Source organism: Waltera intestinalis, assembly GCF_009695995.1.
GTDB lineage: Bacteria > Bacillota > Clostridia > Lachnospirales > Lachnospiraceae > Acetatifactor > Acetatifactor intestinalis.
This window is the reverse complement of the sequence record NZ_VUMU01000012.1, coordinates 1-14,548: the sequence shown is the minus strand read 5'-3', so window position 1 is coordinate 14,548 and position 14,548 is coordinate 1. Positions and strand designations below refer to the sequence as shown.

Genomic DNA, 14,548 nt, shown 5'->3' with positions numbered 1-14,548 from the left:
TTTCATAATTTCACCCTCTCTCACATGTATTCTCTTACCTTTGGCACATACCTATTTCATCTTTTTTCTTTTTTCGCATGTATTCTCCTACCTCTGGCACATACCTAATCCATAATTCCCCTCTCTCGCATGTATTTTTCACATCACTACTTGTATGTTTCCTATGCACGTATACTTTCTACAAACTAATCTCTTAAAAAATAATGCTATTATACAAATAATTGAAGTAAATATCTTGAAATATCCGACACAGAGCTGTGTCACTAAATGGCTAAAAGAAAAACTGATCTTTGAATTAATATTTTGAATTGTTGTTTTAAATTACTGTTCCGAATTACTGTTCTGAGTTATTGTTTAAAAAACTGGGGAAGTACAAGTACTTCCCCAGCATAAAAGCTATATACTATCTATCAAAGATTACTCGATGATGGTAGCTACACGGCCGGAACCAACGGTTCTACCACCTTCACGGATAGCGAAGGTAAGACCCTGCTCCATAGCGATAGGATGGATCAGTTCGATGGTCATCTCTACGTTATCACCAGGCATGCACATCTCAACACCAGCAGGCAGTTCGCAAACGCCGGTAACGTCGGTGGTTCTGAAGTAGAACTGAGGACGATAGTTGTTGAAGAAAGGAGTATGACGTCCACCTTCATCCTTGGTCAGAACGTATACCTGAGCGGTAAACTTTCTGTGGCAGGTAACAGTACCGGGCTTAGCCAGAACCTGTCCTCTTTCGATTTCAGTTCTCTGGATACCACGAAGCAGAGCACCGATGTTATCACCAGCCTGTGCCTCATCCAGCATCTTACGGAACATTTCGATACCGGTTACAACAGTCTTCTTGGTCTCTTCCTTGATACCAACGATTTCAACTTCATCATTCAGATGCAGAACACCACGCTCTACACGACCGGTAGCAACGGTACCACGACCGGTAATGGTGAATACGTCCTCGACGGGCATCAGGAAAGGCTTATCAGTATCACGCTGAGGATCAGGAATATAAGAATCTACAGTATCCATCAGTTCCATGATCTTGTCGCCCCACTCGCTGCTGGGATCTTCCAGAGCCTTCAGAGCGGAACCCTTGATGATAGGGCAGTCATTGAAGTCGTACTCTTCCAGCTGCTCGGTTACTTCCATCTCAACCAGCTCGATCAGCTCGGGATCGTCAACCATATCACACTTGTTCAGGAATACGATGATGTAAGGAACGCCTACCTGACGGGACAGAAGGATGTGCTCCTTGGTCTGAGCCATAACACCATCAGTAGCAGCTACAACGAGGATAGCACCATCCATCTGTGCAGCACCGGTGATCATGTTCTTAACGTAGTCAGCATGGCCCGGGCAGTCAACGTGTGCATAGTGTCTCTTCTCGGTCTGGTACTCGATGTGAGCGGTAGAAATGGTGATACCACGCTCTCTCTCTTCGGGAGCCTTATCGATGTGATCGAAGTCAACCTTCTCGTTACCAGGTACTCTCTCGGAAAGAACCTTGGAGATTGCAGCGGTCAGGGTAGTTTTACCATGGTCAACGTGACCGATGGTACCAATGTTACAATGGGGCTTTGTTCTGTCAAATTTAGCTTTAGCCATTATTTAAGTCCTCCTTAAAATAATTAAACAGTTTCGTAGTTTTATTTTTTCAACTCGCTACTTCTGATTATATTAAATAATCAGAGGTTTTTCAAGTTATTTTTATTGATTTAGCGCTTATTTCGCCTTTGCAGCAAGAACCTTTTCCTGAACGTTCTTAGGAACGGGCTCATACTTTTCGAAAAACATGGAGTAGTTACCACGACCCTGGGTCTTGGAACGCAGGTCTGTGGAGTAACCGAACATCTCAGCAAGGGGAACGAAAGCCTTAACCATCTTACCACCGCCGATGTCTTCCATACCTTCTACACGACCACGACGGGAGTTCAGATCACCGATTACATCGCCCATGTATTCCTCGGGCATGGTAACCTCAACCTTCATGATCGGCTCAAGCAGTACAGGAGCTGCCTTCTGCATTGCTTCCTTGAATGCCATGGAACCTGCAATGTGGAATGCCATCTCGGAGGAGTCGACCTCATGATAGGATCCATCATATACATTCGCATGAACACCCAGTACAGGGAATCCACCCAAAATACCAGCCTGAGCTGCTTCCTGGATACCTTCACCTACTGCGGGGATGTATTCCTTAGGAATGGAACCACCGACTACAGTAGATTCAAATAACAGGGTAGGAGGATCGTTGATCAGAATATTTGCCTTCGGATCGAAGTCAAACTTCTCACAGTTAGCCTCCAGGGGCTCAAACTTAACTTTACAATGTCCGTACTGTCCACGACCACCGGACTGCTTAGCGTACTTGGAATCCACTTCAACAGCCTTGGTGAACGCTTCCTTATATGCAACCTGAGGCGCACCTACGTTAGCTTCTACATGGAACTCACGAAGCAGACGGTCAACGATGATCTCCAGATGTAACTCACCCATACCGGCGATAATGGTCTGACCGGTCTCCTGATTGGTATGAGCGCGGAAAGTAGGATCTTCTTCTGCCAGTTTTGCAAGAGCTTCACCCATCTTGCCCTGACCAGCTTTGGTCTTAGGCTCGATAGCCAGCTCGATAACGGGCTCAGGGAACTCCATGGACTCCAGGATTACAGGGTGCTGCTCATCACAGATGGTATCACCGGTAGTGGTGAACTTGAATCCAACTGCTGCTGCGATATCACCGGAGTAAACCTTTTCCAACTCTGCACGCTTGTTCGCATGCATCTGCAGGATACGTCCTACACGTTCCTTCTTGTCCTTAGTAGCATTGAGTACATAAGAACCGGAATTCAGCGTACCGGAATATACACGGAAGTAAGCGAGCTTACCTACGAACGGGTCAGTCATGATCTTGAATGCAAGTGCAGCGAAAGGCTCTTCATCAGAGGACTTTCTCTCTACTTCATTACCGTCAAAGTCAACACCCTTAATAGCCGGCACATCCAGAGGAGAAGGCATATACTCGATAATAGCATCCAGGAGCTTCTGAATGCCCTTATTTCTGTAAGCAGTACCGCAGCATACAGGAACGGCTCTGCACTCACAAGTAGCTTTTCTCAAAGCAGCCTTCATCTCTTCAACAGAAGGAATTTCACCTTCCAGATACATCATTGTCAGATCATCATCCAGCTCACAAACCTTTTCAATGAGCTCATCATGATATAAAGCAGCCTCATCAGCCATATCTCCAAGATCATCGGTAACAGTGATGTCATCACCCTTCTCATCGTTGTAGATGTAAGCCTTCATCTCGAACAGATCAATGATTCCCTTGAACTCATCTTCCTTACCGATAGGCAACTGAAGGCAGATAGCGTTCTTACCAAGTCTGGTACGGATCTGATCTACTGCTGCGTAGAAATTAGCACCCAGGATATCCATCTTGTTGATGAATGCCATACGAGGTACATTGTAGGTGTCAGCCTGACGCCATACGTTCTCGGACTGAGGCTCTACACCACCCTTTGCACAGAAGACGCCGACAGCGCCATCCAGTACACGAAGGGAACGCTCAACCTCAACGGTGAAGTCTACGTGACCCGGGGTATCAATAATATTGATACGATGCTCCAGAGCACCGGGCATGGGTTTGGTCTCTTTTTCAAGAGTCCAGTGACAGGTGGTAGCTGCAGATGTAATGGTAATACCTCTCTCCTGCTCCTGAGCCATCCAGTCCATGGTAGCAGTACCTTCGTGAGTATCACCGATCTTATAGTTAACACCTGTGTAATACAGGATACGCTCGGTAGTAGTGGTCTTACCGGCATCGATATGAGCCATAATTCCGATATTTCTGGTTCTCTCTAACGGATATTCTCTTCCAGCCAAGTTTTTTCCCTCCTACTAGAATCTGTAATGAGCAAAAGCCTTGTTTGCCTCTGCCATCTTGTGCATGTCTTCTTTTCTCTTAACTGCAGATCCGGTATTGTTGGCTGCGTCAAGAATTTCGTTAGCAAGTCTGTCTTCCATGGTCTTCTCACTTCTCTTACGAGAGAACATGGTCAACCAACGAAGGCCCAGAGCCTGACGTCTCTCAGGTCTAACTTCGATAGGTACCTGATAGGTAGCACCACCGATACGTCTTGCTTTTACTTCCAGAACAGGCATGATGTTGTTCATAGCCTCTTCGAATACTTCCAGAGCAGGCTTGCCGCTCTTCTCTTCAACCTTAGCAAATGCTCCGTATACGATCTTCTGGGCTACACCCTTCTTGCCATCTAACATGATGTTGTTGACAAGCTTGGTAACCACTTTGTTGTTGTATAAAGGATCTGCTAATACATCTCTTTTCTGAATATGTCCTTTACGTGGCACGGTTCTTCCCTCCTTAACAAATTGTTTACGTTAGATCATAGGTACTCACATGTGTTTCCCCAAGTGTTCGCGCTGTTATATCTGTATCACAGAATTCCAACACTTTTCTTAGTTTCGTTTTTGTGGTACAAAGACGATGTTCGCATCGTCTCCAAAAATCCTTACGGATTTTCATCGAACTCTCGGTCCGACGTTCAAAACGCCCCGGATACTACTTATTTCTTAGCATCCTTAGGTCTCTTAGCGCCGTACTTGGAACGAGCCTGTTTTCTGTTAGCGACACCGGCGGTATCAAGGGTACCACGGATGATGTGGTATCTGGTACCGGGCAGGTCCTTAACACGACCACCACGGATCAAAACAACGCTGTGCTCCTGCAGATTGTGACCTTCACCGGGAATGTAGCTGGTAACTTCGATTCCGTTGGAAAGACGTACTCTGGCGATCTTTCTAAGAGCAGAGTTAGGCTTTTTAGGAGTTGCTGTCTTAACAGCAGTACATACACCACGCTTCTGGGGAGCAGAAACGTCTGTTGCTTTCTTGTGAAGAGAGTTGTAACCCTTCTGGAGAGCAGGTGCAGTAGACTTCTTAACAGAGGTCTGACGTCCTTTTCTTACTAACTGGTTAAATGTTGGCATTCTGTTTCACCTCTTTCTTATTATAATAGTGTTTATTATTTGCGACACACAAAAAATAATGCATCCGCGTGTCCAGCATGCCTATACGGGCACACTATGATAGTATACTTGTTTGCGGATGCATTGTCAACAAATTTTTATTTAAAATGCAGAATTTTTAATTGAATTTACAGGATTTTCTTCTGCTATCCTTTTACCTTCTTTTTTACGTTTACTCTTCGTCTTCCCTCAACACTTCAATATATCTTTTCAGCGCATCTCTCCAATCCGGCAAAGGGGTAAAACCGGTCTCTCTCAACTTACTTTTCTCGAGACGGCTGTTAAAAGGTCTTGCCGCTTTGGAAAGTCCGTATTCCTCTGTGGTAACCGGAATTACCCTGGTATTCATCCCTGCTTCTTCAAAAATAGCGCAGGCAAACTCATACCAGGAAATGTATCCACCCTCATTGGTGGCATGATAATATCCATACTTTTCGGTCTGAATCATATCTACCAGAAGTCTTGCCAAATCATAGGTGTAGGTCGGCGTACCAATTTGATCACTTACCACTCGTAACGTATCGTGAGTCTTACCCAGATTTATCATTGTCTTAATAAAGTTGTTCCCATTTCTGCCGAATACCCACGCAATGCGAACAATAAAATATTTATCCAGAATCCCCGAAACAGCAAGCTCACCTTCAAGCTTCGTCTGCCCATACACATTCATAGGTTTGTAATCACGGCAGTCCGGCTCCCAGGGCTTCGTCCCCTGCCCGTCAAACACATAATCCGTACTGATATACATCATTGGGCAGTCAAGTTCTTTACATACTTCAGCAATATAGCGGGTACCTTCCGCATTCACGGCACGAACTTTCTCTATCTTGTCATCATCCTCAGCCAAATCCACTGCTGTCCATGCTGCGCAGTGAATCACAGCATCCGGTCTCGCCTCATGCAAAGCCGCGTTAACTGCATCTTTGTCCGTAATATCAAGCTGATGATATGCCATGGTACATACAGCGGAGCCATCCTGCACGCCACTGTAAGTCTGCGCCACATCAGAGCCAATGCCTTCTATTCCGCGCTTCGCCAATTCATTCATCACATCATGTCCAAGCTGTCCTCCCACGCCTGTCACAAAGATTTTCATGTTTACTCTTCCTCCGGTCACACCTAATATTAAGTAGTTCTGAACAACCCCTATCTTTTAAAAAGTATACTATCCATTTTCTCTAAAATCAACTCTTTTCCATTTCATAAAACTGCTTAATAAAACAGCATCCGTTCAGAATTATTTTCCAAACTGATGCTGCTATGTTTACATGATTTCATTTGGTGTCATATCATTGCCTATAAAATATAATTAGAATGCACCATATGAAACCTGAGCCTTATGATTTCGATATTCTTTCTGCTGTACAGACGCCTCCTGTACCAATTCCTCACTACTGTGCCTTTCCATTGCAGTAGCCAGTAAGCAGGTCATGCCAATCAATCCACCCAGTACCGCCAGTAAAGGCTCTGCCAAAATCCCTACAATTATAAATGCTGCTGATACAAATAAGGTAACCACGTTATCTTTCACTAATTTTTTCATTACTACAAAGCCTTCCTTTCCATTCTTTACACATCTGTAGTATTTCTCTTTTTCCAATCTATATAATAAGACTATAGTACCAGAAAAAAAGGTTCAGCTTTTTGTAATAAAAAATATTTATTTCTATCAATGCTTAATATGCATCATCATGCTTTAGGAGAACCGCCACTGTCTTCAGCATGATTTTGATATCAGATAGCAAAGACCAATTATCTATATACTCTACATCCATCTCAACAATGTCGTCAAAATTAGTTACCTTGCTTCTCCCACTCACCTGCCACAGACCCGTAATTCCGGGTTTGATGCTGATGCGTCTCCACTGCTTCCGCTGATATTTTTCTACTTCATCCAAAGTAGGCGGTCTCGTTCCCACCAGACTCATAGTCCCTTCCACTACATTGAAAAACTGGGGAAGTTCATCAATACTCAGCTTTCGGATGACCTTTCCCACACGTGTAATTCTGGGATCATCCTTCATCTTAAACATGACACCACCTTCCATCTCATTTTGTGCCATGAGTTCCTTCTTACGCTCCTCCGCATCCAGATACATGCTGCGGAATTTATAAATCTTGAAATGTCTTCCGTTCTGACCCACTCTTGTCTGTTTAAACAGTACCGGTCCCGGAGAATCCAGTTTGATAGCAATAGCGGTAACCAACATAATCGGGGAAAACACAATAATGCCTACCAATCCTCCCAGGATATCCATAGTTCGCTTTATCATCTGTTCATAGGAATTCAATGTAATCGTATGATAAGTAATCACAGGATAGGTCCCTACGGTACTCACATAGCTGTTGGCACGCCTGCGCTTGTAAAAATCAACCACCAGACGGACCGTCACTCCCATATCAATACAAAGATCTACATATTTCTGGGTAAAAGGCAATTCCTCTCCATTTTTCTGGATGATGTACACCTGATCCAAATTGTGTTCCCGAATTAACTGTTCCAAATCCTCCAGGCATCCAAGATATTCTTCCGCAGCATTCTCTAAATCCGTACGCTGCATGGCAATGTATCCTATGGGATTCACCTGAATACTGGTCTTGTCCAGAAAATATCGGAACTTATTAAACTGTCCCCGCCTACCCACAAAAGCAGTTCTGGGCATACTTCCCTTTGTCAAAAATCGATTCAAGGGTCTGGAAATGAACATCTTCACCCCTGCCAAAGCATATGCATTGATTAGAAAAAGCAGATAAAATTTCCTTGCTTCTTCACTGGGTGCAATAAAGTTCATCAATGCCGCAGTAGCAATGGTAGCCATGAGAAAAGACTTCGTAACCTTTCGGTACACCCTGTCCAAATAATAGAACATCGTTACATTATATAAATATTCCTCTTTATTGGAAAGAATAAATATCAGCAGAAACACCGCCACCAGAACCATCATGCCCACCTGGGTCTGGTCATCCAATGAGGAACCGTTTAACCAATAATCGATTGCAAATGCGCAAACCACCATCAGCACATCAAGCAGTATCTGTAATGTATTCGTATTAGCCCCTGCATTTGACTTGTTCACTCACAATCCCCCTTACATCGTATCTTTCAATATAACATACGATATATATCAATTTTACAACATATTATACTACAGTAAGGAACAGAAAGTAAAGTACAGGATTGCTTTTCTTCAATGAAGCTGTTATAGTCAAATCATGTTATAAATATGTATAGGAAGAAAGGGATTTTTCCATGTCCACTGCAAATTCTTCTCAAGGCAATAGAAATATATCCTCTCAAAATAATACCGACACGCTTCCCCATCTGTTATCGTTGCTCGAAGAGGGGCAGACCCTTTCTGTTCAGCCCACCGGCACCAGTATGAGTCCTTTTTTTCTTGGAAACCGTGATACCCTGTTTATCGGCAAACCAACCTTTCCCCTAAAAAAGGGGGAGATTGCCCTATACAAGCGTCACACAGGCGCATACTATGTTCATAGAGTTTACCGTGTCCTTCCCACGGAATCTTCCTTTTCCTATTTTATGTTAGGCGACAACCAGACCTGGATAGAAGGGTCCATCCCCCAGGAACAGGTTTACGGTGTAGTCAAATCTTATCTGCGAAAAGGCAAAAAAATAGATTGCACTTCCAATCAGATGTACAATCTATTGTGGAAAATCTGGATGTTCCTGCGTCCTGTACGCCCTGTCCTCAATCGTCTGATTTTACTCCGTTCAAAATGGAAAGACCACGAAACAATTTCCGAGTAATACTGTTGCGTCTTTTACAGTCCTTCAGGGCATGACTTACCGACGATATCTTGAATATAGTTACCGCCAAGGCATCTCTGACACTTATCTGCTCCGGGGTTAAAACTGGTTCTTCCGTTTCGGCATTTCCGTTTTCCCTGATCGCCAATTTCCTCATCCCCGCTTCCGGCAAATACGCTCTCTACCAGGATATCGCTTTCTACTAAAACAGGTTTTTCATATCTCTTCATAAGTTACTCTCCTCCCTTCTGTTTATTTTTGACAGTGAGTCATAAAATGTAATCGCTTACATCTTACAATGAATAAGACGTCTTAACACAATAAAAAGGGTCAACATTTTTCCTTTATTTCTAAAATTTTGTCAATAAACTCCTTTGCCACTTCCGCAGCCTGTTCCTGTGGGGTGCAATACAGAACGCCCATTGTGCAATGCTTTACCAGTTCCATGGCAAGATTCACATTTCTATCCATTTGCCCTTCACTCCAAGCAGGGGTCAGACATCTGGCAGTCAAACGCAACACTCCTTCCATGGTCTTTGTAGCATATGCTTCGTTATGACAGCTTCGTTCCAGGAAAAGGATTCCACCCAAAGGAACGGTATCATTTCGATACAGCCCCGAGGTTCCGCACCATGGAAGGCCTGCAGCCACAGCCTGCCCATTGTTATCCATGTAACATGCTGCAATGTCTCCGTTAAAATCCTCCACCGGATATTCCTTCCTCTTCCAAAGCTGTACATGGGTACTTTTCCCGGTGCCTGCCGGCGCTGAAAAGAGCCATGCTTTCCCTTGATATACAATAGAAGCTGAATGCACTTTAACTCTTCCCAGCTGCTGCATATAAAAGAAAAAGGAATCTCGTATGGAATACATGATTTCCGTATGGCATACAACCTTCTCACTTTTCAAATAAATATGGGCTTTTCTGCTTCCCTTCTCTAATATATAGCATTCCACACAATCAGAAGCTTCATATCGCACAACATACCGCTCTGCTTCCTCATACACCTGTAATAATTTTGCAGAAATAACCACTTTCTCGGGATAGACACGCTTATCCTGTTGTACAGAGATACCTACCCAAATATCCGGTTTCTCTTCACTCTCCACCTCAAAATCTTGTAATTCCCTGTGCAGGAACTGCTCTTTCGCATCAATACCCAGAAGCAGTCCCGCAATTCGATATTTTTTCATAGACTCCTACTCACACAGTAATTTCTTTTCCCGCAATTTTTCTAAAAAGGCATCTAAATCTGCTTTTAATGCCTCTTTATCCTCCGCATCAGCCTCGTATGCAACAGCCAGTCTCTCCAACAAATCATCATAAGCAACCTCCGTCTTCAGCTGACTCACAATAAAATATCCGGTTTCATTTGCATGAAGAATGTGCTGGTAATCTACCACATTCTGCCCCACCGGAAGCAGAACATAGCTCCCTGCAATTTCCTTCACTAGATATCCCTCTGACAACTTCATATCATAACACCTCACAACTTCCAAAAGCAACAATACCTAACTTTTCCTAATTATATAACAAAAATCCACAAATGGCAAACCGATATTTTTCCACACTTTCTGCATTTTATCCTACTCTCCTGACCAAATGTATGTTATACTGTTCCTGTAATTTTAACCGGCTAGCTGTATAAAGGAGGTGTCCCATGGCTACCATCTTGCTAATTGATGATGATATAGAAGTCCTCTCCATCAATAAAAAATACCTTTCCGGAGAAGGCTACACAGTATATGCAACAGATTCTCCCCAAAAGGGAATCGCATATGCAAAAAAACTGAAGCCCGACTGTATTTTGTTGGATATCATGATGCCTCAGCTAAACGGTTATGAGGTTTGTCATCAGATACGTCAATTTTGTTCTTCGCCCATTCTTTTTCTGACCGGAAAAGGAAGTGAAGATGACAAAATAGAAGGCTTGACTATCGGTGCAGATGATTACATTGTAAAACCTTACAGTCTCCGCGAATTGAAAGCCCGTATCGATATTCACATTCGTCGGGCAGCCCATGTCAACACACCCCAAAATGATAATACTCTGGTATTTCATGACTTAACCATTGATAAATTAGCCCACAAGGCATTCTATCAGGGAGAAGATTTGATGCTTGCCAATCGGGAATATGAGGTACTGCTTTATCTTGCTTCACATCCCAACACAGATGTCACCTTTGAGGATTTGGGAATTGCCCTGTTTGGGTTCTATCAAGAAAGCGACCGCCGTTCTGTCATGGTCAATGTCAGCAGATTACGGAAAAAATTTGAAGGCAATCCTACATTAGAACATATGATTGAGACCGTATGGTCCAAGGGATATCGCTTTATTGTAAACTAAGAGGAGCAATGCAGTATGAAAAGAAGTGTATTTCAATCTCCTGCGCTAGAAAGCGAAACCATCGAATCGCTCTCAGCCAAGCTGTTGCTTTCTAATAATCAGCTTCTGGAATCAAACAAAAAGCTGGAACAAATACAAAAAGAACGGGAAGAAATGCTCGCCAATATTTCCCATGATTTGCGAGCACCTATCACTGCCATTCGCAGTGCCGTTGATTACCTTTTGTCCGGTCAGGAAATCAGTTCGGAGGATCTGCAGACATCACTCCAGCTGATAAATCATCGCACCCGGACTTTAGAAAACCTGATTCAGGATATGTATTATCTGTTTTGTGTGGAGGATACCTCTAAGGCGCTAGATTTTACTACAGTGGATGCTGTTGCTTTTTTCGAAGAATACTTTTATGACGCCCTACCAGACAGCCGATATGATAACCACAATCTGTTACTGGAGCTTCCGGATGATTTACATGCTTCCATCTCCATAGACATTCAGAAAATGGTTCGGGTCCTGGACAATCTATTTACCAATGCGGCAAAATATTCCCCGGCAGGCAGTTCCATTACCCTAAAGGTACAACTTATGGAATCCGAGCAGGAAGTGCTTGTAACGATAGAGGATACCGGTATGGGAATTCCTCCGGAAGCGCTCCCCCACATTTTCGACCGCACCTATACCGTATCCAGAGCACGCACACCTAATTCCGCTACCGGAAGCGGTCTGGGACTCTCTATCGTCAAAGCGATTGTAGAACGTCACGGAGGATGTGTATCCTGCGAAAGTGTCGTAGGAAAAGGAAGCCGTTTCTCATTCCGTCTTCCCATCTCAGAGAAGGAGGATTAATATGTCTGCCATTTGGGGAATCATTTCCTTTCATCACGAAATTGCACAATCTGCTGCCGATATCATGCGAAAACCCTATGAAGAAAAATGCAAATTGCAGCGTATCTCTGTCCTGGAAAAGCAGAATCTTCTCATGGGCTGCGGCATTCAATACATTACACCGGAGTCTCGGTTCGAAGAGCTTCCCTGTCTCCATCAACAAAAGAATTTCTATTTTGATGCCGACTGTCTGCTGGATAATCGGGAGGAATTACTGCAAGTATTATCTGCGGAACTTTCCATGTCCGGTAGCTCGTTGCCCGATGGCGCCCTTCTTTACCAGGCGTATGCAAAATGGGGAATTGAATGCGTACATCATCTGCGAGGTCTGTTCAGCTTTGCCATCTATGAACCGGCTAAACAGACACTGTACCTTGTAGCCGACCAACTTTCCAGCCGCTGCCTTTACTATTACCGCAGAGAGGATTCTGTCATCTTTTCTACACTGCTGGAGCCCATAACATCTCTCTGCCCTGAAATTAGACACAATGAACTTTTTATTAAGGATTTTCTTACCGCTCCGGGACTGATGCCCAACATGATACCGGCCGACACCCCCTATCAGGATGTCTATAAGCTAAATCCCGGCACTTATCTGGAATGTACTCCGGAAGGAATCACCGAGCATCGTTATTGGCATCCCCAGTCCACGCCGGCACCATGCACATTCCGAACTGCAGCAGAATATGGGGCTTATTTCCGCACACTGTATGAGGATTGCGTTAGAGATGCCCTCCGCACAGATGGTGAAATCGGTATCTCCTTCAGCAGTGGCCTGGATTCCGCCACAGTAGGTACTCTTGCTGCCAAGCAGCTTCAGGAAGAAGGTAAAAATCTTTACACCTACACCTACGTACCATCTGAAGAGGCCCCCAGTGACCGCAACCGCAACAATGTTTTGAATGAAGAAAAGGATGTACTTTCCATCACTGAGCACTATCCCAATATGATTCCCCACTTTCTGAATAATCACGGGAAGAATTGTCTGGAGGAATTGGAATTAGTGCTAAAAATCATGGAGGTACCCTTTAAGGCTTTTATCAACTTGCCCAATCTTTGCGAAATATACAGAACTGCTTCCTCTGACAGTTGCAAAGTTCTCCTTTCAGGACAAAGTGGAAATAGCACTGTGTCCCACGGATACATAGATGATGTGCTATATGACCTGTATTCCAACCACCACTATGTTACGTTTTTGAAATACTTAAACCGATATTCCCTCACTGTCAAGGAAAGTCGCAAGGACGCATTACGGGGCTGTTACCGTTACTTCCAATTTGCCACGAAAACATACCGGAATCCCCAGTTCACCTACACACCGGAAAATCCGTTTCTGACTGCCGCCATTCTGGATGACTATCCTCTGAAAGAGCGTTTTCTCGCCGGAGGCACAAAATATTTCGAAAATCTGCCTTCTCCCCACTGGCTCTATCAAGAAATGCTTTACCGGCAACCCTTCTTAACCTATATTGGGGAACTGGAGACCAAGATGGGACTTTACCACGGTATCATCATCCGTGATCCTACCAAGGATATCCGTATGATGAGTTTTTGTTACCACCTGCCTTACCATTTATTTGCTTATCAGGGCACTCCCCGCTGGCTCATCCGTGGTAACCTACAGGACCTGCTGCCTGCATCACTGCTGGATAACTGGATGCGCTATGGAGTGCAAAACTCTGACTGGTTTGTTCGAATCATCAGGGATTGGAATAGGCTTAAACCGGAACTCACTAAAACTTTATGCGATAATACACATTTTCCTTACCTAGACAACGAAAAAATCACCTGCTTTTTTAACAATGTTGGTGATTACCCCTCTCCAAAAAATCAAGATACATTTTTATATCTGGGCTTTGTGTATGTCATGGAAAAATATCAGGACTGACCATATTAGTACAATTCTATCACTTTTGTTACATTTCTTTACAAAGTAACAAAGCTACGATAAAATGACTTCAACATCAAAATATTAGAAAAGAGGTATGAGATTATGAAAAAATGGAATGCTCCTGCAATGGAAGAATTAAATATCAATGAGACTGCTCATAATTGGACTGGCATTTATAGCGATGGCGGTTATATCGGTGATGGTGTTATATCCGGACATCTTTCTTGGGATAAACCTGGACAAACAAATCCTGATGAGTCTACAAATCAATTAAGCTAATTACTGCGTAATATAAGGTCATGATGTGATATCGCACCATGACCTTTTTTATTTCCACCTTTCCATCCACATCCCCTTTTTTATCAATTTTGTTACACTCCTTTAACAAACTACAAAAAAACTTAAAATGATATCAGAGTAAGTAAAAAGACGGAGGTATGTAATGATGAAAAAGTGGAATGCACCTGTAATGGAAGAATTAGAGTAAACGCTCCATAGCGAATACCTTGACAACTATAAGCCGCTTTTGCGGCCTGCTGTAAATTCTATTTTCGAATGTTTTCCGGAAGCGCTGGTGACCAGGGGAGCAACTCTTCCAAAAAGCTGCGAT

Annotated in this window: 15 protein-coding genes; 5 read left to right on the top strand and 10 right to left on the bottom strand. The window is 43.6% G+C overall.

The features are described from left to right. Positions 1-417 precede the first annotated feature (417 nt). The 7 genes from tuf to FYJ59_RS09780 all read right to left on the bottom strand — a co-directional run bounded on the left by tuf (position 418) and on the right by FYJ59_RS09780 (position 8,125). The gene (gene tuf, locus FYJ59_RS09810; protein WP_118549993.1) at positions 418-1,605 is read right to left on the bottom strand and encodes an elongation factor Tu; all 1,188 of its coding nucleotides are present in this window, start codon (positions 1,603-1,605) and stop codon (positions 418-420) included. A gap of 117 nt (positions 1,606-1,722) precedes the next feature. Beyond that, positions 1,723-3,885, bottom strand: coding sequence for an elongation factor G (gene fusA, locus FYJ59_RS09805; protein WP_154496682.1), 2,163 nt, complete (start codon positions 3,883-3,885; stop codon positions 1,723-1,725). Positions 3,886-3,900: 15 nt separating this feature from the next. Then, positions 3,901-4,371 (bottom strand): 30S ribosomal protein S7, encoded by a 471-nt coding sequence (gene rpsG, locus FYJ59_RS09800; RefSeq protein WP_118545676.1) that lies wholly within the window; start codon positions 4,369-4,371, stop codon positions 3,901-3,903. Positions 4,372-4,586: 215 nt separating this feature from the next. Further along, entirely contained in the window at positions 4,587-5,009 is a 423-nt protein-coding gene (gene rpsL / locus FYJ59_RS09795) for a 30S ribosomal protein S12 (RefSeq protein WP_022153693.1), read from the bottom strand. Between the two features lie 211 nt (positions 5,010-5,220). Next, positions 5,221-6,144: a dTDP-4-dehydrorhamnose reductase gene (gene rfbD / locus FYJ59_RS09790; RefSeq protein ID WP_154496679.1), complete on the bottom strand. Its 924-nt coding sequence runs from the start codon at positions 6,142-6,144 to the stop codon at positions 5,221-5,223. A 213-nt stretch (positions 6,145-6,357) separates the two neighbouring features. Further along, positions 6,358-6,591 carry a hypothetical protein gene (locus FYJ59_RS09785; RefSeq protein WP_154496675.1) on the bottom strand — a complete coding sequence of 78 codons (234 nt, stop codon included), beginning with the start codon at positions 6,589-6,591 and terminating at the stop codon, positions 6,358-6,360. A gap of 133 nt (positions 6,592-6,724) precedes the next feature. Continuing rightward, on the bottom strand, positions 6,725-8,125 hold the full coding sequence (locus tag FYJ59_RS09780; RefSeq protein WP_154496673.1) for a sugar transferase: 1,401 nt from the start codon (positions 8,123-8,125) through the stop codon (positions 6,725-6,727). A gap of 173 nt (positions 8,126-8,298) precedes the next feature. Here FYJ59_RS09780 and FYJ59_RS09775 point away from each other — a divergent pair, with 173 nt between their 5' ends. Next, positions 8,299-8,817 (top strand): S24/S26 family peptidase, encoded by a 519-nt coding sequence (locus FYJ59_RS09775; RefSeq protein WP_154496669.1) that lies wholly within the window; start codon positions 8,299-8,301, stop codon positions 8,815-8,817. Between the two features lie 14 nt (positions 8,818-8,831). Here FYJ59_RS09775 and FYJ59_RS09770 read toward each other — a convergent pair whose 3' ends face one another. From FYJ59_RS09770 to FYJ59_RS09760, 3 genes are all read right to left on the bottom strand, one after another. Beyond that, entirely contained in the window at positions 8,832-9,047 is a 216-nt protein-coding gene (locus FYJ59_RS09770; protein ID WP_154496668.1) for a hypothetical protein, read from the bottom strand. A gap of 100 nt (positions 9,048-9,147) precedes the next feature. After that, positions 9,148-10,011, bottom strand: a complete 864-nt coding sequence (locus tag FYJ59_RS09765; RefSeq protein WP_154496667.1) for a hypothetical protein — start codon at positions 10,009-10,011, stop codon at positions 9,148-9,150. A gap of 6 nt (positions 10,012-10,017) precedes the next feature. After that, positions 10,018-10,293: a PqqD family protein gene (locus FYJ59_RS09760; RefSeq protein ID WP_154496666.1), complete on the bottom strand. Its 276-nt coding sequence runs from the start codon at positions 10,291-10,293 to the stop codon at positions 10,018-10,020. 185 nt (positions 10,294-10,478) lie between these two features. On the opposite strand from FYJ59_RS09760, the gene FYJ59_RS09755 reads away from it, so the two are divergent. The 4 genes from FYJ59_RS09755 to FYJ59_RS09740 all read left to right on the top strand — a co-directional run bounded on the left by FYJ59_RS09755 (position 10,479) and on the right by FYJ59_RS09740 (position 14,217). After that, a complete protein-coding gene (locus FYJ59_RS09755) occupies positions 10,479-11,165 on the top strand; it encodes a response regulator transcription factor (RefSeq protein ID WP_154496665.1) in 687 nt (228 codons plus the stop codon). Between the two features lie 15 nt (positions 11,166-11,180). Beyond that, positions 11,181-12,008: a sensor histidine kinase gene (locus FYJ59_RS09750; protein ID WP_154496664.1), complete on the top strand. Its 828-nt coding sequence runs from the start codon at positions 11,181-11,183 to the stop codon at positions 12,006-12,008. A gap of 1 nt (position 12,009) precedes the next feature. After that, positions 12,010-13,935, top strand: a complete 1,926-nt coding sequence (locus tag FYJ59_RS09745; protein WP_154496663.1) for an asparagine synthase-related protein — start codon at positions 12,010-12,012, stop codon at positions 13,933-13,935. Between the two features lie 105 nt (positions 13,936-14,040). Next, on the top strand, positions 14,041-14,217 hold the full coding sequence (locus tag FYJ59_RS09740; RefSeq protein WP_154496662.1) for a hypothetical protein: 177 nt from the start codon (positions 14,041-14,043) through the stop codon (positions 14,215-14,217). The last annotated feature ends 331 nt before the right edge of the window (positions 14,218-14,548 follow it).

What these genes read in the sequence shown, in the direction of transcription:
- tuf (WP_118549993.1), bottom strand. Translation starts at nt 1,605, where the DNA reads ATGGCTAAAGCTAAATTTGACAGAACAAAGCCCCATTGTAACATTGGT.
- rpsL (WP_022153693.1), bottom strand. Translation starts at nt 5,009, where the DNA reads ATGCCAACATTTAACCAGTTAGTAAGAAAAGGACGTCAGACCTCTGTT.
- rfbD (WP_154496679.1), bottom strand. Translation starts at nt 6,144, where the DNA reads ATGAAAATCTTTGTGACAGGCGTGGGAGGACAGCTTGGACATGATGTG.
- FYJ59_RS09785 (WP_154496675.1), bottom strand. Translation starts at nt 6,591, where the DNA reads ATGAAAAAATTAGTGAAAGATAACGTGGTTACCTTATTTGTATCAGCA.
- FYJ59_RS09775 (WP_154496669.1), top strand. Translation starts at nt 8,299, where the DNA reads ATGTCCACTGCAAATTCTTCTCAAGGCAATAGAAATATATCCTCTCAA.
- FYJ59_RS09770 (WP_154496668.1), bottom strand. Translation starts at nt 9,047, where the DNA reads ATGAAGAGATATGAAAAACCTGTTTTAGTAGAAAGCGATATCCTGGTA.
- FYJ59_RS09765 (WP_154496667.1), bottom strand. Translation starts at nt 10,011, where the DNA reads ATGAAAAAATATCGAATTGCGGGACTGCTTCTGGGTATTGATGCGAAA.
- FYJ59_RS09760 (WP_154496666.1), bottom strand. Translation starts at nt 10,293, where the DNA reads ATGAAGTTGTCAGAGGGATATCTAGTGAAGGAAATTGCAGGGAGCTAT.
- FYJ59_RS09755 (WP_154496665.1), top strand. Translation starts at nt 10,479, where the DNA reads ATGGCTACCATCTTGCTAATTGATGATGATATAGAAGTCCTCTCCATC.
- FYJ59_RS09750 (WP_154496664.1), top strand. Translation starts at nt 11,181, where the DNA reads ATGAAAAGAAGTGTATTTCAATCTCCTGCGCTAGAAAGCGAAACCATC.
- FYJ59_RS09745 (WP_154496663.1), top strand. Translation starts at nt 12,010, where the DNA reads ATGTCTGCCATTTGGGGAATCATTTCCTTTCATCACGAAATTGCACAA.
- FYJ59_RS09740 (WP_154496662.1), top strand. Translation starts at nt 14,041, where the DNA reads ATGAAAAAATGGAATGCTCCTGCAATGGAAGAATTAAATATCAATGAG.